Origin of the sequence: Acetivibrio sp. MSJd-27 (assembly GCF_018918095.1) — a bacterium.
Taxonomy (GTDB): domain Bacteria; phylum Bacillota; class Clostridia; order UMGS1840; family HGM11507; genus HGM11507.
In genome coordinates, this window is the sequence record NZ_JAHLPV010000017.1 from 1 (window position 1) to 24,585 (window position 24,585).

General features: G+C 42.4%; 27 protein-coding genes and 3 tRNA genes. 24 read left to right on the forward strand and 6 right to left on the reverse strand.

Translation table 11 applies throughout. The annotated features are described in order from the left end of the window. Positions 1-158: 158 nt before the first annotated feature. Both KQI32_RS07305 and KQI32_RS07310 read right to left on the reverse strand, forming a co-directional pair. Complete coding sequence (locus KQI32_RS07305) at positions 159-878, reverse strand: hypothetical protein (RefSeq protein WP_216424517.1); 720 nt, start codon at positions 876-878, stop codon at positions 159-161. Positions 879-1,044: 166 nt separating this feature from the next. Continuing rightward, positions 1,045-1,830, reverse strand: a complete 786-nt coding sequence (locus KQI32_RS07310) for an AraC family transcriptional regulator (RefSeq protein ID WP_216424519.1) — start codon at positions 1,828-1,830, stop codon at positions 1,045-1,047. A gap of 175 nt (positions 1,831-2,005) precedes the next feature. Here KQI32_RS07310 and KQI32_RS07315 point away from each other — a divergent pair, with 175 nt between their 5' ends. The 22 genes from KQI32_RS07315 to KQI32_RS07420 all read left to right on the forward strand — a co-directional run bounded on the left by KQI32_RS07315 (position 2,006) and on the right by KQI32_RS07420 (position 20,630). After that, entirely contained in the window at positions 2,006-3,322 is a 1,317-nt protein-coding gene (locus KQI32_RS07315; protein ID WP_216424521.1) for an alpha-glucosidase/alpha-galactosidase, read from the forward strand. A gap of 98 nt (positions 3,323-3,420) precedes the next feature. Further along, positions 3,421-4,134, forward strand: a complete 714-nt coding sequence (locus KQI32_RS07320; RefSeq protein WP_177691616.1) for a ThuA domain-containing protein — start codon at positions 3,421-3,423, stop codon at positions 4,132-4,134. Positions 4,135-4,592: 458 nt separating this feature from the next. Then, positions 4,593-5,003 (forward strand): ATP-binding protein, encoded by a 411-nt coding sequence (locus tag KQI32_RS07325; protein ID WP_216424523.1) that lies wholly within the window; start codon positions 4,593-4,595, stop codon positions 5,001-5,003. A gap of 84 nt (positions 5,004-5,087) precedes the next feature. Next, the gene (locus tag KQI32_RS07330) at positions 5,088-6,128 is read left to right on the forward strand and encodes a hypothetical protein (protein WP_177691614.1); all 1,041 of its coding nucleotides are present in this window, start codon (positions 5,088-5,090) and stop codon (positions 6,126-6,128) included. Positions 6,129-6,179: 51 nt separating this feature from the next. Then, positions 6,180-8,243, forward strand: a complete 2,064-nt coding sequence (locus KQI32_RS07335) for a U32 family peptidase (RefSeq protein WP_216424524.1) — start codon at positions 6,180-6,182, stop codon at positions 8,241-8,243. A 14-nt stretch (positions 8,244-8,257) separates the two neighbouring features. After that, positions 8,258-8,608, forward strand: coding sequence for a NusG domain II-containing protein (locus tag KQI32_RS07340; RefSeq protein WP_216424526.1), 351 nt, complete (start codon positions 8,258-8,260; stop codon positions 8,606-8,608). Positions 8,609-8,628: 20 nt separating this feature from the next. Continuing rightward, a complete protein-coding gene (locus tag KQI32_RS07345; RefSeq protein ID WP_216424527.1) occupies positions 8,629-9,120 on the forward strand; it encodes a Gx transporter family protein in 492 nt (163 codons plus the stop codon). Between the two features lie 25 nt (positions 9,121-9,145). Beyond that, on the forward strand, positions 9,146-9,394 hold the full coding sequence (locus KQI32_RS07350; RefSeq protein WP_216424555.1) for a DUF4321 domain-containing protein: 249 nt from the start codon (positions 9,146-9,148) through the stop codon (positions 9,392-9,394). Between the two features lie 4 nt (positions 9,395-9,398). Next, positions 9,399-10,001, forward strand: a complete 603-nt coding sequence (locus KQI32_RS07355) for a nucleoside triphosphate pyrophosphatase (protein ID WP_216424528.1) — start codon at positions 9,399-9,401, stop codon at positions 9,999-10,001. 26 nt (positions 10,002-10,027) lie between these two features. Beyond that, on the forward strand, positions 10,028-11,062 hold the full coding sequence (locus KQI32_RS07360; RefSeq protein ID WP_216424529.1) for a rod shape-determining protein: 1,035 nt from the start codon (positions 10,028-10,030) through the stop codon (positions 11,060-11,062). Positions 11,063-11,099: 37 nt separating this feature from the next. Then, entirely contained in the window at positions 11,100-11,939 is an 840-nt protein-coding gene (gene mreC, locus KQI32_RS07365) for a rod shape-determining protein MreC (protein ID WP_216424530.1), read from the forward strand. 15 nt (positions 11,940-11,954) lie between these two features. Next, entirely contained in the window at positions 11,955-12,473 is a 519-nt protein-coding gene (gene mreD, locus KQI32_RS07370) for a rod shape-determining protein MreD (RefSeq protein WP_216424531.1), read from the forward strand. Between the two features lie 34 nt (positions 12,474-12,507). Beyond that, entirely contained in the window at positions 12,508-14,574 is a 2,067-nt protein-coding gene (mrdA, locus tag KQI32_RS07375) for a penicillin-binding protein 2 (protein ID WP_216424532.1), read from the forward strand. A 92-nt stretch (positions 14,575-14,666) separates the two neighbouring features. Then, positions 14,667-15,449: a septum site-determining protein MinD gene (minD, locus tag KQI32_RS07380; protein WP_216424533.1), complete on the forward strand. Its 783-nt coding sequence runs from the start codon at positions 14,667-14,669 to the stop codon at positions 15,447-15,449. 23 nt (positions 15,450-15,472) lie between these two features. Next, complete coding sequence (mgsA, locus tag KQI32_RS07385) at positions 15,473-15,883, forward strand: methylglyoxal synthase (RefSeq protein ID WP_216424534.1); 411 nt, start codon at positions 15,473-15,475, stop codon at positions 15,881-15,883. Positions 15,884-15,962: 79 nt separating this feature from the next. Further along, positions 15,963-17,252, forward strand: a complete 1,290-nt coding sequence (locus KQI32_RS07390; RefSeq protein WP_216424535.1) for a folylpolyglutamate synthase/dihydrofolate synthase family protein — start codon at positions 15,963-15,965, stop codon at positions 17,250-17,252. Between the two features lie 159 nt (positions 17,253-17,411). Next, positions 17,412-17,750 carry an anti-sigma factor antagonist gene (locus tag KQI32_RS07395; RefSeq protein ID WP_216424536.1) on the forward strand — a complete coding sequence of 113 codons (339 nt, stop codon included), beginning with the start codon at positions 17,412-17,414 and terminating at the stop codon, positions 17,748-17,750. A gap of 1 nt (position 17,751) precedes the next feature. Continuing rightward, positions 17,752-18,186, forward strand: a complete 435-nt coding sequence (spoIIAB, locus tag KQI32_RS07400; RefSeq protein WP_253291107.1) for an anti-sigma F factor — start codon at positions 17,752-17,754, stop codon at positions 18,184-18,186. A gap of 1 nt (position 18,187) precedes the next feature. After that, the gene (locus tag KQI32_RS07405) at positions 18,188-18,934 is read left to right on the forward strand and encodes a SigB/SigF/SigG family RNA polymerase sigma factor (RefSeq protein WP_216424537.1); all 747 of its coding nucleotides are present in this window, start codon (positions 18,188-18,190) and stop codon (positions 18,932-18,934) included. Positions 18,935-19,572: 638 nt separating this feature from the next. After that, a complete protein-coding gene (locus KQI32_RS07410) occupies positions 19,573-20,010 on the forward strand; it encodes a hypothetical protein (RefSeq protein WP_216424538.1) in 438 nt (145 codons plus the stop codon). Positions 20,011-20,439: 429 nt separating this feature from the next. Beyond that, positions 20,440-20,514, forward strand: a tRNA-Glu gene (locus KQI32_RS07415). 39 nt (positions 20,515-20,553) lie between these two features. Next, positions 20,554-20,630 (forward strand) — tRNA-Arg (locus KQI32_RS07420). Between the two features lie 260 nt (positions 20,631-20,890). Here the strand turns inward: KQI32_RS07420 and KQI32_RS07425 are convergent. Both KQI32_RS07425 and KQI32_RS07430 read right to left on the reverse strand, forming a co-directional pair. After that, entirely contained in the window at positions 20,891-21,094 is a 204-nt protein-coding gene (locus KQI32_RS07425; protein WP_216424539.1) for a helix-turn-helix domain-containing protein, read from the reverse strand. Positions 21,095-21,861: 767 nt separating this feature from the next. Further along, a complete protein-coding gene (locus KQI32_RS07430) occupies positions 21,862-22,593 on the reverse strand; it encodes an N-acetylmuramoyl-L-alanine amidase (protein ID WP_216424540.1) in 732 nt (243 codons plus the stop codon). A 140-nt stretch (positions 22,594-22,733) separates the two neighbouring features. Here KQI32_RS07430 and KQI32_RS07435 point away from each other — a divergent pair, with 140 nt between their 5' ends. Continuing rightward, positions 22,734-22,925, forward strand: coding sequence for a hypothetical protein (locus KQI32_RS07435; protein WP_216424541.1), 192 nt, complete (start codon positions 22,734-22,736; stop codon positions 22,923-22,925). Positions 22,926-23,072: 147 nt separating this feature from the next. Here the strand turns inward: KQI32_RS07435 and KQI32_RS07440 are convergent, their stop codons facing one another. Further along, entirely contained in the window at positions 23,073-23,603 is a 531-nt protein-coding gene (locus KQI32_RS07440) for a nitroreductase family protein (protein WP_253291108.1), read from the reverse strand. Positions 23,604-23,948: 345 nt separating this feature from the next. Here KQI32_RS07440 and KQI32_RS07445 point away from each other — a divergent pair, with 345 nt between their 5' ends. Continuing rightward, positions 23,949-24,161, forward strand: a complete 213-nt coding sequence (locus tag KQI32_RS07445) for a hypothetical protein (RefSeq protein ID WP_216424542.1) — start codon at positions 23,949-23,951, stop codon at positions 24,159-24,161. A 285-nt stretch (positions 24,162-24,446) separates the two neighbouring features. On the opposite strand, the gene KQI32_RS07450 is transcribed toward KQI32_RS07445, so the two are convergent. After that, positions 24,447-24,531, reverse strand: a tRNA-Leu gene (locus KQI32_RS07450). Positions 24,532-24,585: the final 54 nt, after the last annotated feature.

The window sequence follows — 24,585 nt, forward strand, 5'->3', positions numbered from 1 at the left end:
GCTGGCCATGTGGAAGTGGCGGGATGGGAACCATGGCACGCTGCATCGGATACTCATGTTTTTATTCCCAATAGACACAAAAACGCGTGGATTCGCTTGATGGAATCCATGCGTTTTTCGACAGGCTGTAACTTAAAATTGTTCAAAACAATTTTAAGTTATTTTTTTATTTTTAACAGAAGTTTTTCTACCCAACCTTTTTTGTATTTCAAAGAAATATAACCGATTGCCGACATGACAAACGCGCCAATCATATCCACAATCAAATCTTTCATCGTGTCGGACAATGCCTCTCTGCCGACCAGAGGCTGACCGCTCTCCAGAGCAAATTTCTGCATGTTCGTTGCAAGCAAGCTGTCGGCTGTAAACTCATAGATTTCCCAGACAACACCCAGCATAACGGCAAAACAAAAAGCAAATGCGGCAACAAAAAGAGGGCTTAGATTCAACGGCACACGCTCTGTTTTATTCAGAAATGTCACAAAGGAGAATCCAAGAGCACCCAGCATAGCCCCGCTGAAGGTATGCAGAATGGTATCCCAGTGGGGAACCTGATAATAAAAACTTTTTACTTCTCCAAGATAAATTGCGCAGTAAAGAAAAATAGTGAAAAGAAGCATCATGTTGGAAGGGATCACTAAATTCATTCTTTTTTTCAATATACTAGGCAGCAGCATTGCGAAAATGCCAACAATACACTGAAGAAGCATCAATACATAATCACTTCTGAGTCTGGTATGAGGCTGAGCTGGATCCGGCTCACTGGGAGCAAAACTCATAATGATCACAGTGGACACGGCGGCGATAATCAGCGTGCACAGCACAAAAATGCTGATGCCTTTTTGCCAATTTATATTTCTTTTTTTCCTATTTTTCATAATGCCTCAATCTCCTATTTATCAGTGGATTTGTTTCTATCATCATTGTACTATACTTCTGCCGGATTCGTCAAGTTTTTCACAAAGCGGATCATTCGGCTGAGTTTCTGAAAGCCGGCGTGTATGCGGCAGGAGCGTTTTTTTATGCAAACTCCAGGATTGCCTGTCAATTTGAACGCTCCCTATCTTCAACGCTTTCTTTGCATTCTTTTTGGAATGCTTGGGGCGACAGGCCGCTTGCCTTCTTGAAGGCTTTGGAAAAACAAAACATATCGCCGTAGCCTGTCAGCAGGGCTGTTTCCGTGACAGAATGCCTGTTTTTTAAGAAGCGCTCCGCCTCGCTGAGTCTTTTTTCTGTCAAAACCTGTTTTATGGTCTTTCCGGTTCTTTCACGGAAAATACGGGAGAGATAATGGCGCTCCAGATTCACCATTTTTGCAATCTCTTCGACTTTTACCGGATTCATATAATTGTAGTCAATATAATTCAGAATTTGTTCGACAAAGTCATTCTTTTTTCCGGTTTCAAACAAAAGACTGAAATAGCACCATAGCTTTCCGGCAAGATACTCTTCACGGGTATTGCTGAAGTGTTCTGCTTCCATCATTTCTTCAAACAATCTTGTTTTCTTCTTTAGAATGCGATTTTCAATCGCCGAAAGCCGGTTTGCTGCCTCCCCTGTGAAACCGATCCAGATGTAATGCCATGGTTCCTTTTTGTCCGCTTCATAGCGGGTGACTTCTCCAGGCTTGATCAGAAAAGCCTGGTGTTGAGAAACCGGAAAGGTTTTCCCTCCGGCCTGCAGCGTTCCCTTTCCGGAAACAATATAATGGATTAGATAATATGTGCGGATATAGGGACCAAAAGCATGCCCCGGTTCACAGTGCTGATATCCAAAGGAAACCGGATTTAAATCTTTAAAATTTTTGTTGTTCAATGGCAGTTCAACCATCTGTATTCCCCCTGATCAAATCATGATAATATGGAATCCAATATCGGGTTATTTTTCAATGTTTAAGATAGTTACATTATGACATATTATTCTTCCATTTTGCAATAGCATAATTCAATATTTTATGCTATTTTTAAGGAGCGATGAATATTGTTTTCAGAAAGGAAGAGGTTTTATGCCTAAAATTACTTTTATAGGCGCAGGGAGTACTGTTTTCGCTAAAAATGTTCTTGGAGACTGCATGATGACCGAAGTGCTTTCCCGCAGTGAGATTGCACTTTATGACATTGATCCGAAGCGGTTGGAGGAATCGAAACTGCTTGTGGAAGCGATGAATAAAAACTGCAATGAGAACAAAGCGGTTATCAAGGCATATTGCGGCGTGGAACAGCGGGAAGAGGCGCTTCGGGGCGCGAATTTTGTGGTCAACGCGATTCAAGTGGGTGGCTATGAACCCTGTACCGTTATTGACTTTGAGATTCCGAAGAAATACGGTTTGCGGCAGACCATCGGAGATACGCTTGGCATTGGAGGAATTTTTCGGGGACTGCGCACCATTTACATACTCAAGGGAATTGCGGAGGATATCCAAGCGGTTTGTCCCAACGCATGGTTTCTGAACTATACGAATCCAATGGCCATTTTATCCGGTTTTATGCAGCGGTATACCGGTGTGAAAACCATTGGTCTTTGTCACAGTGTGCAGGTATGCACGCAGGATTTGCTGAAAAAATTGGAGATTGAAACGGCAGGACATTCGGAGCTGATTGCAGGAATAAACCATATGGCCTGGCTTTTAAAGATTAAGGATCAGGATGGAAAAGATCTGTACCCTTTGATCCGAGAGAAAGCATTGGCAAAAAATGCGGAAGGGAAGCACGATGATATGGTGCGTTTTGAATATATCCGCAGGCTGGGATACTACTGTACTGAGAGCAGCGAGCACAACGCGGAGTATAATCCTTTCTTTATCAAGGCAAAAGCTCCTGAACTGATTGAAAAATTCAATATTCCTCTGGATGAATATCCGAGGCGCTGTATCCGCCAGATTGAGAACTGGGAAAAACAACGCAATGAAATCTATCAGTCCGGAAAAATAGAACACACCAGGAGTAAGGAATATGCTTCACACATTATGGAAGCGATAGTGACTGACAAGCCGTATAAAATAGGAGGAAATGTGTTAAACCGTGGTTTGATTACCAATCTTCCGAAAGAGGCCTGTGTGGAGGTCCCGTGCCTGGTGGACGCGTCTGGCATCAATCCGGTTGTGATTGGCGATTTACCGGTTCAGCTTGCGGCGATGAATCAGACGAACATAAATCCTCAGCTTCTCACTATTGAGGCGGCTGTAACAGGCAGAAAGGAGCATGTCTATCAGGCGGCAATGCTGGAACCGCACACGGCGGCAGAACTTACTCTCGATGAAATCACCGCAATGTGCGACGAACTTCTGAAAGCGCATCAAGCAGCCGGACATCCGTGTTTGTAGTTTTTGTCATTTGTTTGGCTTCCTTTGCGTTTGCCTTGACAATTTGTTGATTTGGCCTAAAATAAAAGCAGATATGAAAAAAGGAAGGAGGCTGAACAATGATACGGGTTACCGTATGGAATGAGTTTATACATGAAAGAGAAAAGGAAGCGGTGAGGAAGGTCTATCCGGATGGGATTCATGCCTGCATAGCGTCCTTTTTGAATCAAGAGCAGGATATCAATGCGGCAACTGCTGTTTTGGAGCAGCCGGAGCATGGGCTCACAGAAGAGGTGCTTTCCAATACCGACGTGCTGATTTGGTGGGGACATTGCGCGCATGCTAAAGTCAGCGATGAGATTGTGAAAAGGGTACATGAGGCTGTTCTCAAGGGGATGGGATTGATTGTGCTTCACTCCGGTCATAAATCCAAGATCTTTCAGGCGGTTACCGGCACTTCTTGCTGTCTGAAATGGCGGGATGATGACTATGAAAGGGTTTGGACAGTAAATCCGTCCCATCCGATTGCGCAGGGAATTCCTGAAACGTTTGTGCTGGCTCAGGAGGAGATGTACGGGGAACCCTTTGATATCCCCACTCCGCAGGACGTTGTCTTTATGGGGTGGTTCAAAGGCGGAGAGGTATTCCGCAGCGGTGTAACCTATCAGAGAGGTTTGGGAAGAGTTTTCTATTTTCAGCCGGGACACGAGTCCTTTCCTACCTACCACAACGAAATCGTACAGACAATCATCATAAATGCCGTGCATTGGGCAAAACCGGCACAGAGAGCCAACGCTTTGAAATGCCCGAACGCAAAACCTTTGGAATCATAAGGCGGAAACCTTTTTTGAAAAGAATGGGACTGCATTGCAGCCGTAAGGCACGATGTGGTCCCATTTTTCATATGGGAAACTGTGCGCAAGCTGCTTGTCTCAAAAAACACGAATCTGTTTTTCAATTGGAGCCCTTTTTTTATTCGTACTTTAGAGTGCTTTTTCGGTAAGATGAAAACGTTCTTGTACGGAATAAAGTTTGTCTTACTGTAATTATGGCGGTATCCATTTTTTCATTCAATAAAAGCAAAATGAAATGCGCGGAAGTGTGGAGATACAAATCGGAAAATGATCCGCTGCAAAGGCGATGAAACCATTGGGGCAAGCAAATATGAATAAATTCTTAATTCGTAAAAAAAAGTAACATAATAGTTGAATTGAAGAGCGGATTATGGTATGATTGAAATAAGCAAAAGACTTCTTAAAATAATAATTTAATATCAAGGAGGTCCATCGTTATGATAAGGATTTTAATCGGCCCGAAAGGTACCGGCAAAACCAAAACTTTTATTAACATGGTCAATGAAGCGCTCTCTACGGAAAAAGGCAATGTGGTTTGTATAACAAAGGGCAGCAGACATACCTTCGATATATCCTCCGGCGTCAGGCTTGTGGATACCGACGAGTTTCATATAAAGAACATTGATGCGTTTTATGGTTTGATTAGCGGAATGATTTCTCAGGATTTTGACATCACTCATATTTTTATAGACAGTATTACAAAGCTTATCTCCTGTGACTTAAACGATATTAACAACATCATCAGCGATTTGGAAGTCTTGTCAGAAAAATTCAATGTGGACTTTACGCTTGCAATCAGTTCGGAAGCAACAGAGTTACCGACAAATATCAGCAAGTATAAATTTTAATCCAAGATATGAATTGAAGAAAATGATTGGGCAGGCCGTAACTTTTATGGTCTGCTCATTTTCGATATAAGGGAGGTTTACAATATGGAAAACCGGATGGTTATTGAGGTTGCCGGCAACGAGATAAATGTTGTCTCCGATCAGCCGCCGGAGGTGATATGCAAGACCGCAGACGCCGTTGCGGACAGGATGCTTCAAATGATGGGAGGTAACAAAATGACTTCCGTCGTTGCGGCCATTCTGACGGCGATGAATATGATGGAAGAACTGGAAAAGGAGGAAGCAGCATCCGATCAGCTGCGCCGGGAGCTTTCCTCCTATGCTCAGGAAAATGCAGAGTATAAAAAGAAGATGGAGAATCTGGAAGAAATCCAGAAACAGCTTAAAAAAGAACTTGAAAACCTGAAAGTTGACTATCAGATTCGGGAAACCGCTGTAAAAGCACTGGAAGAAAAGGATGAAGAATTATCTCGGACGTGCCGTGAACTGGAAAGCTTACGGGAAGGCCATCAGCGTTTCCGGCAGGAGACTCAGGGAAAACAGGAAAGTTTGAAAAAGGAGCTGGAGAATCTGCGTCTCCTTCTCACCGCGAAAGAACAGGAAAAACAGACTTTGATTCAGGAAAAAGAACAGCTGAAAAGCGATATTGCATTGAAACAGGCAGAAGCGGACGAAACGGCAGCTTTGAAAAGCCAGCTTCAGGAGTGGAAAAACAAATGGGAGTCAGCAGGCCGGGAACTGGCGGCATACCGTCAAAGGGAGGCAGCGGCCGGAGCGCTTGGAGAGGAGCTTAACGCGGTGCGGAAATCCTTTGAAGAGAACCGTTTAAAGTATGAGGAAACGGCCGCGGAATTGGAGTTGCTTCGCCAAAAAAATGAGGTGAGGGAAGAGGAATATCAAAGAGAGCGGGATGAATTGCAAAGCGAGCTCTCTCAGTATAAAATGATGTATGAAGAGTTGGCGGAGGAAGCGGAAGAATTCTATGAGGACGGCGAATCAAAAGCCGAACTGCTGGAGTACAAAGCGAAATATGAGGCTTTGACTGAAGAATTTGAGGCCTTTAAAATCAATTATGCGCTGAAATCGAATGAATTGGAACGGCTGAAAAAACAGATGAGAAGATAGAGAACAGATGGCGGAAAAGCTGTATCAGAATTTTGGAAAAGGATGAACAAGATGGAATTGCTGTCACCGGCAGGCTCTTTTGAAGCGCTGAAGGCCGCTGTAAAATGCGGGGCGGACGCGGTTTATATGGGACTAAAACAATTTAACGCCCGGGCTTCCGCTGTCAATTTTGATGAAAATGAGGTTTTCAAGGGGGTTACATACTGTAAGGAGCGGGGGAGAAAATGTTATATCACCCTCAATACCATACTAAAAGAAAAGGAAATTTCTGATTTGATTCTTGTTTTAAAGGAACTAAATGATTTGCAGGTGGACGGGGTCATTGTGCAGGATTTGGGAATTGTCCGCTTGCTTGGCAAGATGGCTCCCGAGCTTCGCGTCCATGGCTCTACCCAGATGAGTGTGCACAATTCAGCCGGTGTAAAGTTCCTTGAAAAAATGGGAATCCGGAGGGTGGTTCTTTCCAGAGAATTGCCTCTTTCGGAAATAGAAACAATCAAGCGGAAAACGGACGCCGAGCTGGAAGTATTCGGTCATGGAGCGCTTTGCGTTTGCTATTCCGGGCAATGTTATATGTCCAGTTTCATCGGGGAGAGGAGCGGTAATCGCGGAAGGTGCGCTCAACCCTGTCGTCTGAAATATCATTTTGACGGACAGAAAAAGGACAGACACCTGATGAGTCTAAGGGATCTGTCTCTTATCGAGCAGGTTGATGAACTGAAGCGTATCGGGGTGGATTCTTTAAAGATTGAAGGCCGTTTAAAGGGAGAATACTATGTTGCGGCAGTGACGGATATCTATCGCCGTGCGATTGACGGTGTTCCGATAACCCAAAAGGATTTGGAACTTCTGCACGGTGTATTTGATCGGGGAGGGTATACCAAGGGATATCTGATGGATGGTAAAGGGGCGGAAATGTTCTGCCATGAAAAAAAAGAAAATCCCTATTTGAATTTGGAAGCAAAGGCAGTGGAAACGTATCAGCCTGTTCTCCGGGAAGAAGACAGAACCTTGCTGACAAAGAAGAAAGTAGCGGCAAAAGTAAGCTTAAAGCTTGGACAGCCGCTGGAACTCACCTTTTTTCTGGGAGAACATACGATTTCCGTGAAAGGGGAAATGCCGGCTCAACAGGCGGGAAATGCTCCTCTGGACAAAGAAAAACTGAGAAACAGTATTGGAAAACTGGGGGATACGCCTTATGAACTCGACTCCTTTTCCGCGGATCTGGAAGAAAATCTTTTTCTTCCCGCAAAGGAGGTAAACCTTGTGCGGCGAAAGGCTGTGCTGGCATTAACAGAGCAGATAGCGCATAAGTATCAATGGAACCCTTATTTCCCACAACGCGGCGAGCGCCAAAAGGCAAACCCAGAATGGATTATCCAGGTGAGAAATGAAGAGCAGTATGCCTGGGCTTTGCGGCAGCAGGCGGCATATGTAATCGCCCCCTATCCGATTGTGCTTTCCTCCCAAAAACAGATTCCGGAACGTACTATCCTCTCGCTGCCGCGGATACTGTTTGACCGGGAAATGCCTGCTTTGAAGAAGGCGTTGCAAACGCTAAGGGAGAAGGGGTTCCGGAAAGCGATGGCTTCTAATCTTTCCCACATAGAACTGCTTCGGGAATTTCCTGAAATCTGCTGTGACATGTTTTTCAATTTGACAAACAGTGAAGCGGTGAAACAGCTGGAGTTCTATGCGGGAAATCTGCTGTTTGCGGGACTTTCCGCGGAACTGAATATCAGAGAACTCGCAGAGGTGGTTTCCACTGTGCCGGCGGCGGTTCCGGTTTATGGGTATCTGCCGGTCATGGTGACAGAAAACTGTCTGAAAAAAACAGCATTGGGACACTGTAAAAAGGTTCCTTTGCAGCTGATTGACCGCAAAGGGGAAGGCTTCTATGTGGATTGTCTGCCCGGATGCCGCAACGAGATTTTCAATTCTCACCCGCTGTTCATGGCGGGGCGGTTGAGGGAGATAAAAGGAATTGAATATTTTATTCTTTCTTTTACCTTTGAAACGGTGGAGCAATGTGAGAATATTATTTCCATGTATCGGCTGAACAAAGGAAACATGGAGACTTTTACAAGAGGGCATTTCTACAGAGGTGTATTATGAAGAAGGGGGATTGGATGATAGCATCTTGCATCCTTACGGTGATGCTTCTGTCTTTTGCGGCCTTCTGGGTTCCCGAGCGGGACGCACAAGAGCGTCAGGTTGTAATCATTGTGGATGGTACCGAGTATGCCAGATATAAACTTTCACCAAATTTTTCAGAAATCATTGAAATCAACACGCAGTTCGGGTATAATAAATTGGAAATTGACTGTGGAAAAATACGGATGCTTGACGCAAGCTGTGAAGATAAAATCGATGTGAAGATGGGCACTATCGAAAAGGTGAATGAAACCATCATCTGTCTGCCGAATCGGGTCCTGGTGACCATCAAAGGGCAGAGTGAAGTCGACATGGTATCCTATTGACAGAAAGCGGGGCGTTCCGATTGACGAAAGCCAAACAATTGACCATTCTGGCACTTTTCGCTGTAACGGCTACTGCGGTAAGCGGCTTGGAGCTTCTTATACCGATGGACTTTGTGATCCCCGGGATCAAACTGGGACTCTCCAACATTGTGATTCTTCTGGTGATTTACCGCTTCGGTGCGAAATGCGGTGTTGCGGTCACCTGCTTTAAGGCAATGCTTTCCTCTTTGCTGTTTGGAGGATTTACAACCTTTTTATACAGTTTCAGCGGAGCGGTTTTATCCGGGATTGCAATGGGGCTTGTCTACCGAAAAGAATCTGTCACACCTGTCGGGGCGAGTCTGCTGGGGGCTGCCGTACATATCACGGCGCAGGTACTGTGCGCATTGCTTCTGTTAAAATCGGTCTATGTACTTTGCTATTATCCCTTTGTGCTTTTTTCAGGAACACTGTGCGGTGCATTGAATGGGATTATTGTAAAGTTTATTCGTGATAAATATCGGCTAGGATAAAGGGGAGAACATTATTTTGAAAACAATGTCGAAAAACGGATGGATTCTTGTTTTGTTTTTACTGGGAGGAATTGTAATCGGCGGTCTTTTGGGAAATCTGGCACAGAATGTCCCATATTTGGACTGGCTGTCCTTTGGTTACTCTTTTGGAATGGAACAGCCTTTTGTGCTGAATCTGCAAATTTTGAAGCTTCAGCTGGGTGTAAGTGTCCATATTAATGTGGCAAGTATTCTCGGCGTAATTATCGCTATGCTGATATACAGGAAGGTATAGAGAATTGACTACAACACAAAAAAAGATTATTCTGGCCTCTAACTCAGCCAGAAGAAAAGAAATATTAACCAATTTGGGTATAAGTTTCATGGTTATGACCAATGCTAACTGTGAGGAAAAAACAGTACAGACAGAGCCTTTTGCCATTGTGAAGGCATTGGCTCAACGCAAAGCGGAAAGTGTTTTTGAAATGTTGAATGCACAGGACAAAGACAGTTTTATCATCAGTGCGGATACGTTGGTTTTCAAGGATGGAGCACCAATCGGGAAACCGCAGGACGAGGCGCATGCATTTGAAATTTTAAAAGCATTGTCCGGCACACATCATCACGTTTGTACCGGATACACGATTCTGGATGCCGCATCGGGAAAATTGGTGAATGGGTGTGAAGATACGTTGGTATATTTCAGGCATCTGTCAGATGATTTTATCCGGGCTTATATCGATACAGGCGAACCGATGGACAAAGCGGGTGCTTATGGGATTCAGGACAAAGGAAGCATGATGGTCAGCAGGATTGAAGGGGACTATTTCAATGTGGTGGGTCTTCCTGTCAGCCGGTTGTTATGGGATTTAAAAGAAAAATTTGGCTTTCATATATTTTAAGAAAAAGTGGAGAGGAGTTCCTATAAATGGCTTTTTTAGGTAAAGATATCGGGATTGATTTGGGGACGGCAAACACGCTGGTTTATGTCAAAGGAAAGGGTATTGTTTTGCGGGAGCCTTCCGTGGTGGCTGTTACGAAATACAACAAAGAGGTTCATGCCGTTGGATTTGAGGCCAAGGAAATGGTGGGTAGAACACCAGATAATATTGTGGCGGTTCGTCCGCTGCATGACGGCGTCATTTCAGACTTTAAAATGACCTATGAAATGATAAGAAGATTTTTGCAAAAGGTGATGAAAAGCAGTGCCTTTTCCAAGCCGCGGGTGGTTGCCTGTGTTCCTGCTGGTGTTACAGATGTGGAGAGACGCGCGGTAGAGGAAGCTGTTATTCAGTCAGGAGCAAAAGAAGTTTACATTGTGGAAGAATCCATGGCTGCTGCTGTGGGGGCGGGAATGGCGATTGCCGAGCCCATGGGAAATATGGTTTTGGATATCGGCGGAGGCACAAGCGAATGTGCAGTGATCTCCCTGGGAGCTATTGTTACAGCAAAAACCGTTCGTGTTGCGGGGAATGCCTTTGACGACGCCATTATCAATTTTATCAAAAAGCAGCATAACCTTTTGATTGGAGAACGTACCGCGGAGGAAGTAAAGATTGCGATAGGCTCCGCTTGTAAATTTGCAGATATGGAACCCACGATGGAAGTGAGGGGGAGAGATCTGCTCACAGGGCTTCCAAGAAATCTGGAAGTTTCTGCAGAGGAAATCAGAGAAGCGTTGACTGAACCGGTGCGTACGATTGTCGACGCAGTGAAAACAACTCTTGAGACAACTCCCCCGGAATTATCCGCGGACATTGTTGATAGAGGCATTACGCTGACCGGCGGCGGTGCGTTTTTGAAAGGGTTAAACACACTGTTAAGCAAGGAGACCTTGCTGCCGGTATATATTGCGGAGGATCCGCTGGACTGTGTTGCAAAAGGCGCAGGTATGCTTCTGGAAGAAATTGATACGTTAAAAGCTACCCAATCGGATAAGCGCGGCCGTTCTTCCAGGTGGTAAACCTTCTGCCTTTATCATTGAACGGGCGGAATAGAGAGTGGGTGAAGCTTTGTTTCGAAGAAATAAAAAATATATTATTGTCGTGCTGATTGTTCTCGTATTGCTTGTGGCGATTTATTTCAGTGCGGTAAACCGTGAAAACACTTTGTTTTACGATAATGCAGTCTCTTTTGTCTCCAGGCCGGTCAGCCAGTTTATGACCTTCGTGGGAAATAAATTCGGCGATTTCTTTGATTATTTTAAAGATAAGAAAAGACTGGTGGAGGAAAATGTGGCATTGACCGATCAGGTAACCGAGCTGGAACACAAAAATGCACAGTTGTCCTCCTATGAAGCGGAGAATGAAAGGCTGCGCAATATGCTGGATTTAAAAGGAAAAAATCCCCAATTTGATTTGATCGCGTCCTCTGTCATTTCAAAGGACAACAGCAATTATTACGGAACATTCCTGATCGATAAAGGCGCCAATCATGGAATTGCAACCAATATGGCGGTTATGGGTACAAAAGGATTGATTGGCTATGTCATTGAAACGGGAACAAACTGGGCAAAAATTCAGACAATTATCGATGGAGGCAGTTCCGCGGGCTGTATGGTAACAAGAACAAAAAGCGTGGCTGTCACAAATGGAACAACAGCGCTGCTGAATGAAGGCCTTCTCTCCATGCTTTACATCTCTAAGGATATGAGTATTGTAGAGGGAGATATCATTGAAACCTCCGGCTTGGGGCAGATTTATCCCTCCGGAATCATGATAGGCAGGGTGAAAGAGCTTCGGAAGGATGACAGTACGCAATCCCAGTATGCAATTATTCAGCCGGTTGAAGATTTTGAAAACATCAAAGAAGTGTTTGTTATCGCAAAAACATTGGAATAGAGCAGGTGAACGGAGATGAACAGTAATGTGCGGTACAATATCATAAAAAGTATTTCCTTCTTTTTGTTGTTTTTGCTTTCTCAGGCTATGGGACCGCATATAAAAATATTGGGTGTTACTCCAAATTTTATTTTTCTTCTTGTTTTGATTGCATCCTTAGTTGAGAACACTACATATGCCAACTTATTTTATGCTTTGGTGTTCGGCTCTTTTTTTGATGTGTATAACGGGAAAATTTTTGGGATCTACACCGTCCTTTTTGTAGTGATTTCTTTTCTTGCAAGTGAGATTTACCACAAATATTTTGAGGATATGACGGCTGTACAGGTTTTGTTTATCGTGCTGGCAACCTTCCTTTACAGTTTTGTTATCTGTATTTTCTTTGCATTTCGTGACAACAGCTTTATTCAGTTGTTTACGCAGATATCATTGCCAGAGTTTGTGTATAATGCACTGCTGGGAATCGTCCTCTTTTTCATTTATAAAACGGTTGTGAAAAGGCTTATGAGTCCAAGGCGTTCCCGATATTTTTAAATTTTAAAGCAAATTCGCAAATGAGGTCGGACAAATGGCTAATCCAAATCCATATTTCAAACGATTTATCGTTTTATATACCCTGTTAGGCGTGCTGAGTTTTTTTCTCATCGGACGTCTTTTTGTCATACAGGTGATTGACGGTGCAGAATACAGCGAAATTACAATGAAACGGCTCAGTAAAAGTATGCCGCAGAGAGCGCCGCGGGGGGAGATTCTGGATCGCTACGGCAGACCAATTGTTTCAAACCGGACAGGATATTCTATTCAGCTGACAAAGATGGCGGAATCCGATGAGGAACTGAATCAAACCGTTTTTTCTTTGATACAGATCTGCGAGGCGAATCAAACGGAATATTACGACTCTATGCCTATTACAAAGACGGCACCCTACACCTTTACGTATCAGGAAGATACGGAAGAAGAAGTACAGGCTAAAATTCAAAAATATAATAAATCGTTAAAGTTGGATGAAGGGCTGACTGCACCTGAGGTTCTTACCAAATTGAAGGAGAGGTATAAGATTTCTCCGGAGACAGATGAGGCGGCAGCTCGAAAAATTATTGGTGTTCGCGCGGAGATGGAGTTACGGCTGTTTTCCAAACAGACTGCATATACTTTTGCAAATGATGTGGATATGAACGTGGTGACTAGTGTAAAAGAGACCACCGAAAAGCTGACCGGAGTCAATATTGTAGTAGACTATATTCGGGAATACAACGAACCGGGCATTGCTTCCCATATTTTAGGGCGAATTGGGCCGATTTATAAAGAAGAGTATGATGTTTTGAAAGAAAAGGGATATGGAATCAATGATGTAGTTGGAAAAGATGGTATCGAAAAGGTCTGTGAAGATGTTTTGCGCGGTAAGGACGGCGTCAATAATATTGAGCAGGATGCGAACGGAAAAATTATTTCAACGGTATCCAGCTCCCCCGCGGTGCCGGGAAACGATGTGATTCTGACCATTGACTTGGAGCTTCAAAAAGTTGCGGAGCAATCTCTGGCAGAGGTAATCAAAACGATCAGCAGCGGCCGTGGAAAGGGATATGACGCAGACAGCGGAGCTGTTGTGGTGGAGGATATCCATACCGGGGAAATACTGGCGATGGCTTCTTATCCGACTTTTGATCTCTCCAAATTTAACGAAACCTATGAAGAAAATTATAAAAACAAGGCAAAACCTATGTGGAACCGGGCGATACAGGGAACGTATGAACCTGGCTCTACCTTTAAGATGATTACAGCGATCGCCGCCTTGGAGGAGGGCGTTGTCACACCCCAAACCAGATTTGACTGTAAAGGTGTGTATCGATACTATGCATCCAGCGGCTATACGCCGGCATGCTGGATTTATACGGATACCGGACATTCTCATACTGATCCGATGACGGTGTCCAACGCGATTAAAAACTCCTGTAACTATTATTTTTATGAAGCGGGGAGATTGCTGACCATTGAAAAATTGAATGAATATACCAAAAAGTTTGGGTTGGGAGAACTGACCGGGATTGAATTGCCCGGAGAAGCAAAGGGAATTATTGCGGGGCCGGAATACAGCAAGAAGATGAACACTACCTGGTGGCCTGGGAACACCCTTCAGGCGGCCATCGGTCAGTCGGACAACCTGTTTACACCTCTCCAGCTCGCCAATTATATCAGCACCTTGGCAAACGGTGGTACAAGATATCAGCCTCATCTGGTCAAAAAAGTCAAGGAATACGACTCGTCCCGGATCATCAGTGAGAGTATGCCTAAGGTGATCGAATCGATTCAGATGAAACCGCAGAATTATAAGGCAGTTATGGAAGGAATGCGGTCGGTTACCGAGGATGGGACAGCAAGCAATGTGTTCCGGAATTTTGAAATTCAAGTGGGAGGGAAAACAGGAAGCGCTGAGGTGCCGAAGGGCTCAGCAAACGGAATTTTTACTTGCTTTGCCCCTTATGAAAACCCGCAGATCGCAATCTCTGTTATCGTAGAGCACGGTGCCCACGGGAACAGTATTGCGCCGGTTGCGAGAGATATCATTGAAAAGAATTTCACCGGCGATATGCTGGAGTATATTGAAAAGAACGATCCCCTGACTTTGTTAAATTAAAACGTTTCTTGGCATTCGCGCATTGAAAAAAAGATAGACTTTACAGGTTACCTGTGCTATAATAATTCCAATAGAGATAAAGGAGTATCTATATGGGCAAGATAATTGTTGTTTCTTCCGGCAAGGGAGGAGTTGGTAAGACAGTTGCCGTTTCTAACATTGCGGTTGCCCTTGCAAAAATGGAAAAACGTGTTCTGATGGCAGATTTGGATATCGGACTTCGGAATCTGGACTTGGCTGTTGGGATCAATGACGTTATTGTCTATGATATCATGGATGTATTGGACGAAAAGTGCTCTGTAGAAAAAGCGGTTTTTACCTTAAAAGGCTATGGTGGAGTCGATATTCTGCCAGCTGCCCAGACGATAGGGAAAGATTCTTTGGAGCCGCAGAAGTTTAAAAAAATGTTTCGCCGTCTCAGAGATCGATATGATTATATTATTATTGACAGCCCTGCTGGTATGGAAAAGGGTTTTCAAAGTGCTATTGCATCAGCGGATTGCGCTTTTGTGGTGGTCAATCCTGAGATGACTTCTGTGCGCGACAGTGATAGGATCATCAGCCTTTTGGAGGCAGCTGAGATGCGGGAGATCCGATTGATTATCAACCGTGTCAGGCCGCAGATGATGCGCCGCGGCGATACACTCAATGTTGATGAGATATTAAATCTTCTTCAGATTCCTCTGATTGGTATTGTGGAGGAAGATGAGGTTGTGTTAAAAAGCTTAAAGCGTAATATTCTTCCGGTTAACGAATCCTCCTCCAAAGCAGGAAAAGAATTCTATAACATTGCAAAGAGAATTCTTGGAGAAAATGTTCCGATTACTAAATTAAGCGGTTCTTCCCGCTTCTTCTTTCGTAAACGATCCCGATAAATAATAAATGAGGTGAAGTACATATGAATATCGCATTGATTGCGCATGATATGAAAAAAGAGTTAATGGTTCAGTTTTGCATTGCATATAAACCGATTTTAAAGAATCACACGCTTTATGCAACTGGCACTACCGGAGGACTTGTAGCGGAAGCTACCGGACTTCCCGTTCATCGGTTTTTATCCGGTCCGCAGGGGGGCGACCAGCAAATAGGAGCCAGAATTGCTTACAATGAGATTGACTTGGTTCTGTTTTTCCGGGATCCTCTGACTGCTCAGCCACACGAACCGGATGTAAATGCGTTGTTCCGTTTGTGCGATGTGCATAATATCCCCTTGGCAACCAATGTTGCCTCTGCTGAGGTTTTGATTAAGGGCTTGGAGCGCGGGGATTTGGATTGGAGAAATATCGTCAATCCAAAAGAAAACGAATAGGAAATTTGGCTGTTTGATGCATTTGCATGGAACAGCTTTTTTGTGTCAGTAAAAAAGATTTAGGTAAAGTAGGATAGTTATGAATTACACAGAAACATTAAATTATATATGGAGTATAAAAAAATTTACGGATAAAACTGATTTGAAAACAATGAAAGTGATGATGCAGGAGTTGGGGAATCCCCAGCAGACTTTGAAGGTTATTCATGTGGCGGGCACGAATGGAAAGGGTTCCGTCTGCAATTATATTGCGTCATCACTTGTTGCTGCCGGCTACCGAACCGGTTTATATCTTTCTCCCTTTTTGGAAATCTTCAACGAGAGGATGCGTGTAAACGGAAACTTGATTTCAGATGACGACATTGTCCGTCTTTCTGCCAAAGTGAAGCCGGCGGCGGAAAGAGCGGAAAGGGAATGCGGAAGGTTTCCGAAACAATTTGAGTTTGTAACAGCCATTGCATTTTTATATTTTGCCGAACAAAACTGTGATTATGTGGTGTTGGAAACCGGAATGGGCGGTCTTCTGGACGCCACAAATATCATTGAAAAACCAGTAATGTCCATCATTACTTCCGTCGGTTTGGACCACACGCATATTCTTGGAAATACATTGGAAGAGATTGCGGAAAAGAAAAGCGGTATCATCAAACCAGGCTGTCCGGTACTTTGTGATCCATTCATGGATGAAAGAGCACTTCAAGTGATAAAGGAACAGGCAAAACAAAAAGGTGCGCCGTTTCAGCCCATTGATCCGAAAGAGCTTCGTATCTGTTCAGCGGATTTAGAGGGAATATCTTTTACATTTTTACATGAGAAGTACCGCATTCATATGTTAGGGGAACATCAGATACGTAACTGTGGCTTGGCAATTGCAAGTCTTTTGCTGCTTGGAATACCTCTAAAAGCAAGGCAGGAGGGCGTTTCAACTGTTTGTTTTCCGGGTAGAATGGAAAAAATATTACCGAATGTTTTAGTCGACGGAGCGCATAATGAAATGGGGATAAGAGCTTTAATGTCTGCTCTTGCCTTCCACAATATACAAAAGCCGGTTTTTATGATTTCCATCGGAAAAGAAAAAAAATATGAACAGATGCTCTCTGTTCTTTTTGATAAAGCAGGAAAAAATGCGGAATTTTATTTTACTGCATACGATAAAATGGCAGCAGTTGATCCAGAAGAACTTTGCCGTTTTGCGGCGAATCAAGGAATGAAATCGGGGATAATCCCCACGGTTCGACAGGCTGCAGAGACTCTGATGAAGCCGGAAAACGCCGGTACGTTTTACGTGCTGTGCGGTTCTCTCTATTTTGTGGGCAATGTGAAAAATGAGATAAAAGCACGACAACTTCATAAAAAAACGGAAAACTAGAGCCTTTTCAACAAAGGGTTTTTCAAAGTTTTGACGAAATTATTCTCTTTGGGAATAAAGTGTTATAGAGTTAAGACCTCTTGGTCTTAATCAGGAAGACTTCACCAAAGAGAATTTTTTTGTCCTTTTTAAAAGGAAATGATAAGGAGGTAAGCTTTTATGCAAATCGTATTTGAAACAAATGGTACAACCCTCGTTGCAAAGCTATACGGAGAGTTGGATCATCATTCCGCATCGGGAATCCGGGAGAAGGTAGATCTGAAACTGACAAGCGGTATTTACCACTGTTTGATTTTTGATTTTGAAAATCTGACCTTTATGGACAGTTCCGGGATCGGTGTTATCATGGGAAGAGTAAAAAATATGGCAGTGGTAGGCGGAAAGGTATCCGTAGCCAATCCGAATCCTAATGTAGAAAAAATGCTTCATATGGGCGGACTTGACAAGTATATTTCAATATTGAAGAAAGAGGACAGCTTCAAAGGAGGTATGAGATAAGATGAATATTTTAAACGAAATGAAAGTTGAATTTTTGAGCAAATCCAGTAACGAATCCTTTGCGCGGATTACTGCGTCCGCATTTATCGCACAGCTGGATCCCAATATCGAAGAGATGAGCGATGTCAAGACCGCGGTATCTGAGGCAGTGACCAATGCAATCATTCATGGATACAAAAATGCGGTTGGCGTGGTTACAATGATGATAAGGATATTTGAAGACCGCTGCGTTGAAATTACGATTTTAGATAAAGGTGCAGGTATTGCAGATGTAGATGAAGCCAGAACGCCGCTTTTTACCACCTGTGACGGCGAGGAGCGTTCAGGGATGGGATTTACCGTAATGGAAACCTTTATGGATCAAGTGGAGGTTTTTTCTGCATTATCCGAAGGGACAAAGGTTGTCATGAGAAAAACATTTGCAAAGGGCAATTGATATGGTACATACAATAGAATGTGGCAGCCCGGACATGACAGAGCTTTTAAGAAAAGCAAAAGATGGGAACGAGGCGGCGTTAGAATGTTTTTTAGACTGCAACACTGGTTTGGTGTGCAGTATCGCCAAAAAATTTTATAACCGCGGTGTTGATGCGGAGGATATCCATCAATTAGGCATGATGGGACTTTTAAAGGCGGTTCGGAAATTTGATTTCAGTTATGAGGTGAAATTTTCCACCTATGCAGTTCCTATGATTATGGGAGAAATTAAGCGCTTTCTGCGCGATGACGGGACGATCAAAGTTTCAAGAAGTTTAAAAGAACTGGCAGTCAGGGCGAAGTACGCCATTGAAAAAATGGAAAAAGAGACAGGAAGGCATCCTACTGTCTATCAGCTTGCAGAGGAAATGGGAGTAGATGCGGAAGAACTTATCTGTGCACTGAATGCGGTGGAAAAGCCGGATTCCATAGACGCTTCTGTGGGAGACGATGAAAGCCTGCGTTTGATTGATAAAATTGAGGATAAAAGCCTTGGAACAGAGGAAGAATTAATCGATAAAATCACATTGAAAGAGATGATAAGAGAACTGGAAAAAAGGGAACGTCAGATTATTATACTTCGCTACTTTCAAGGAAAAACGCAGCAGGTTATTGCTTCTATGCTGGGGATATCACAGGTTCAGGTTTCACGAATAGAGAAAAAGGTACTGTTGAAAATGCGCGAAAAATTGAATGGAGGCCGTTGAAAAGAAAGATTGGTTTCACATTCGGTTCGACTCTCCAATGCTTAAGACGAGTTTCTTTCACTTTCTTTTTTTGTTGACATATGATGTTATTGAGAAATTAGCTTTATTTGCAGTTAGAAGATTATAATGAAAGCTGTCCGCCGTCTCTCCAGGCGGCTAATAAGCACTTTCTTTTTTAGCGGGAGATTACACTCCCGCTGAATCGTTGGATAACGGAGAAAGTTTTTACTGAATAATCAATATTTTCTGAAACAGAAAAGAGAATTTCTCCAACAATCATAACTGAGGTGTGAAATGTGAAAAATTTTTTCGACTATAATTCGAATAGAGTAGGCGGGGATGATAACTGGTGGGATGCCTATTTTGCCCAGGAATCATTTGAAGAGCAAGATTGTTCCTGGTCGGATCATAGATGCCGTCCTTGTCCATCACCATGTCCGTCACATTGCAATGATGGATGTTGCTGTAGAGGTTGGCGGGGTGCAACCGGTCCGACTGGTCCTACTGGCGCAACGGGAGCAACAGGATCTACCGGTCCTACTGGGGCAACAGGAGCAACAGGCGCTACTGGAGCAACAGGCGCAACTGGAACTTGCACTTGTCCTTGTGACAATGGAGAACGTATTACAAATGGTGGTATGGAAGCAGTCAGTAATAATCGTCCAAGCGGCTGGCAATTTGTCAACCAAAACGGTATTTCTTCCGAATCTGCTCAAGGACGTGTCCATTCTGGAAATTATTCGGTTAACATGAAAGATAATACAGAGTTATCACAGAGAATAGAAGGGGTTCCTGGCGGCTGTTTCTATCAGCTTTCTTTCTTTGCCAGAGGGGAAGGCGCACAGGTTGGCTTAACTGCGCGGGTTACTTTTGTGACCCCAACCCAGCAGATTACAGGCGGTACTTTGACAATCCGTCAACAAGATATGCCTAACAGCAATCGTGATTTCGGTTTTTATAAGATCAACACTTCTGCTGCCCCTGCAAATACAACCGCTGTTATTATAACTTTTGTTGTAGATGCCAGTGGTCAGCAATCTATGGATTTGGATGATGTATCTTTCACAAATCTATAGTGAAAGATATATTTATTGCCTGGTTAATCTATCCCATGCATCTATTGTGTGATTAGGCGCCTAATTTTAGTATGCCCACACTGGGAGATTGGACCGCTTGAAGATTAGCTTTTGAAATGCAAAAGTGTTTTCATCTTATGATAATAATAGAAATGACACAGCCTTTGCGCTGTGTCATTGTTTTTCCATAGAAAATCGCGGTGTTAAATACTGAGTTTTCAGAATTTCAGCGCAATTTTTCAACATAGAATGGGAGGAAGAGGGAGCAATGAAAGGAAAATTTTGTTTTATAACCTTGCTCATATGTTCTCCTGCTTCTGTAAAAGCAAGCGGACTATGATTCAGGACAAGAAAAAAATTTCAATATTTTTCTGAATTATATTGCATTCATTTAAAATATGTGTTAAAATAATATCCGTAATGAAGCATGGCCCATTGGTCAAGTGGTTAAGACGTCACCCTCTCACGGTGAAATCAGGGGTTCGACTCCCCTATGGGTCACCATCTTTTCATAAGAGCTGGAATACCCGCTCTTATTTTTATGTGCCCGTAGCCCAGCTGGATAGAGCGCAAGACTCCGACTCTTGAGGCCGCAGGTTCGAATCCTGTCGGGCACGCCATCAAAAAGCACTTCTTTGGAAGTGCTTTTTTCAATGAAATTCGCCTGTGGAGAGGGAAATGTGTTTTCGCCATATGAATAATAGCTAAGAAATGAAATATTTGCTGAACATCTTCATCTCCCATTGACTGATATGATATATATGACAAATTCCCTGTCGGTCATTATAAAATTTTTTGCTGTTACACAAAGTAAAATAAAATTCACCTTTTTATATTTGTTTCATAAAAAGGCTCGTATCTATATTGTTTTCTCCTTTATTTAACGTTTTTTTAACTCTTCATCATTGATCAAAAAATCAATAGACACATTAAAATATTTAGAAAGCTTATTTAACATGTCAAGACTCGGTTCACGTCTGCCATTTTCATAATATGATAGGGCCTCTCTTGATATATTTAAGTCCAATGCTACTTTTAATTGTTTCAAATTTTTTTCTTTTCGTATTATTTTTAAACCTTTCATAAAAACACCTCTTGACACAATTGTAACAATATGTTACTAAATATATTTTGTGAGTAGATAAGGGGGGGGATTGTAAAATTTTGCCAACAATGCGGAGCAGAAATTCATGATCAGGCAATTCTATGTACGAAATGTGGATGTGCTGTTTCGCCAGAGAAAGTAGGCAAAGAAAACGGTGGAAAAGATGGACTTGCAGTAGCAAGTAAGATTTTTTTAATCTTAGGTTGTATATTACAGGGGTGGCTACTTATCCCTCTTGCTTGGTGCCTGCCAATCACAATTTCAATTTGTGGAAAAATGAAGAGAGATGAGCCAACTGGATCAGGCTTAAAAGTGTGTGCCTTATTATTTGTTAATCTTATCGGTGGAATCTTACTGCTTTGCCGTTCAGACAATTGTAAAGGGTAAAACTCAATTATGGGTCGACAAGACTTGTTTTATTATGACAAAAGTAGAGTTTTTACACCTTTGACATTATATGTAATTATATGTATAATAATTATACAACCATATACAACAAAATATCTTATGGGAGGTAAGCAGACGAAAAAATGTGGTAAGTTTTTCTTGGAAGAGCTAATATGTTTTGCACATTACAAAGAGTTCATACGAATTTTAAAAAGACGCTGTTTTAAGGCAGCGTCTTTTTTTATAACATGGGAAGCGGCATGGAATCATACGCAGTTTCGTGTTTCAAGAACAGAGTGCCAAGTACGTCTGCGTTTTTCGAAAAGAAAGATTTTTTTATCGTCTGGAATTCTAAGAAACTAATTTTCATCTGTCAGAATCACTTTATTTTCATTGCCGATCCATTCAACATTTTTATCAAGCAAAGCTGCAATTTGTCGTACCTTTACATAGGTGGTATCATTATAAAGATAACCGGTTATTTGCTTTCCTTGATATTCTACTGTGACGACTTCATTGTCTACGGTATCCTGCTTTTGAATACCTAAATAGCCTAATATTCCATCAGCAATTGCATTGGCGAATTCCTGCTGCTGGTTCATCAATTTCCATTCATCTGTTTCATTTGTGATAAATCCCATTTCGACAAGAACAGCAGGCATGTTGGTATTGCGCAATACATATAGGTTTTGTTCCTTCACTCCTCTGTCATACATTCCAAGCTGTTCAACAATATTGCGGTTGATGGAATAGGCTAATTGTTCCGCTTTGCCGCCTTTTGAGATGATGAGAGTTTCGGTTCCCTTAGCAGCCTCAGTTGTGTAACTGTTACAGTGCAGGGAAACAAAGTAATCTGCACCCCACTGGTTGGCGGAATCGACTCTGGCTTTTAAGCTGGAATTAACACTGCTTCCAAGATTATCTTCCAAATTGTTACGAGACATTTTTACCTCAATATAATTGGTTCTTAGAATATCACGAAGGCGGTATGCTACTTGAAAGGTGATGTCCTGTTCACGCGCATTTTTTCCATTTGCCCCTGTATCCCAACCGGAATAGTTGTGTCCCGGGTCAATAAAAATTTTGATCATGTTTTTTAATCTCCTTTTTTGACTGCATGTCCCTCTTAAGATGCTGTTCTCTGTTCTTATTCTATGCAGTGAATGGAAAATGTTGAACAAAGTGTATGAAAAAAATGTTTTTGCAGAAACTAGCTGCGAGGTGATATAAGATGTTTGAAAAATCAAATTCATTTGCGCGGGAAGGACTCCATGCTTTGCTTTCCCAAAACAGCGAAGCACAGAAATATTTTAATTCCTTGCCTGATTATATCAGAGATATGATTGGAGAGAGGGCGGATAGTGTACAGTCGTTGGATGAATTGCATCGTTATGCAGAAAATCTTCTCGCAGGGGATAAATAGCACCAAAAGATAAAAAGTCTGCTATCCATATGGATGGCAGACTTTTTGATTATTATCATTTGCTATGGATTTGGTTTCTGTCTATAATTTGAATGCTATTCAATCGTGTAAAAATAAGGCTGTTGCCCAGAAGTGAAACGACAGCAATCAAAATGTATTATACATAACGAGCTCTTCCAGCGGTCTGAACTCCGAATGTCCAGCGAATGGCTTTGCATCGGAGGCAGGATATCCCATCACAAGCAGGGCGACGGGTTCTATTTTATCCGGAATATGAAACTCCGTTTTTATAGCTGCAGGATCAAAATGCATTACCCAAGTTGTACCCACACCAAGTGCTGTGGCTTCTAGCATCATATGTGTGGTGACGATACTTGCGTCAATTTCACCGCAGGTTTTGCCATCATATTTCCTCACCCAGCATTCCGCTTTATTATAACATATGAGTATTGCAGTGGGAGCGTTAAAATGGCACTTCGTACATTTGCGCAGTTTTGCAACCGCTTCCTCATTATTAATGACAAGAAGCCGCTGGGGCTGAAGATTACAGCCTGTAGGAGCCAAATGCCCTGCCTTTAAAATGAGATCAATGGTTTCCTGTGCCAGGGGCTGTGTGGTAAAACTGCGCACGGAGTACCGCTCCGCTGCCAACTTTAAAAAGTCAATGTTCATATTCATGTGATAACCCTCAATTCCATATTATTTTTATAACTCTGCTGAACATGTCCCTCACTTGTATAAATGTTTTATGATAACATTTGCCCCGCAAAAGTTTATAATTTAAGTACTAGCTACAGAAAAGAACACAATACAACGGTAATTATTTAGATTCTCTTCAGAGATGTTTTGCTGTTTAAACGACTTTAAATGATATCATATTTTCCGCTAATTATGACAGAAAGTTAAAAGCCTATCTATTTTTAGTATATTTCATTTTTTCTTCCAATTCAAGTTGTCTTTTTTGAAAATTTATATTATAATTTAAAATATAATAAAAATTATTAGATAAAAGGGGAGAACAAGATGGAGAAAAATGTGGAACTATTTAAGAAGGAAGAAATGGCGGAGAACAGTATAAGCCATTGTGAGAGCGAGCTGAGAAGGATCCTCTTAAAGCAGGCAAAAGATATTCAATCAATCAAGTGGTATCTCCGTTTTTTTGTTATATTGACAATTCTCGCTTTGACTGGTGTGTTGACCGTCGCTTTAGCTGTTACCTATAAGTTTATGCAATGATAATAAAGCTGCCATGAGGGTGGCTTTATTTTTATAAAATAGGAAATTGTGCGTAATTGCATTTTTCAGAATTGAAAACTTTTTTCAATAAGGGGCAAAGCACCGGAATGCAACGTTTCTATGGTAGATAGAAAAATGAAGTGGAACCCGCCGCCTAAGAGGTAGAAGACATTATATTATTTAAAATTATTTTATCCCAGATTCGTTTGTATTTTTGCAAGCAGAGGACATACTATTCGCTGCAAGAAGGCATAGAAAAAGCACCATGCATTAACATGATGCTTTTGGTGCGAGGAATGGGACTTGAACCCACATGGTGTTAACCACACGCCCCTCAAACGTGCGCGTCTGCCTATTCCGCCACCCTCGCGTAACAAATATATTATACAGATAAAACATGAAAATGTCAATAATTATTTCACAA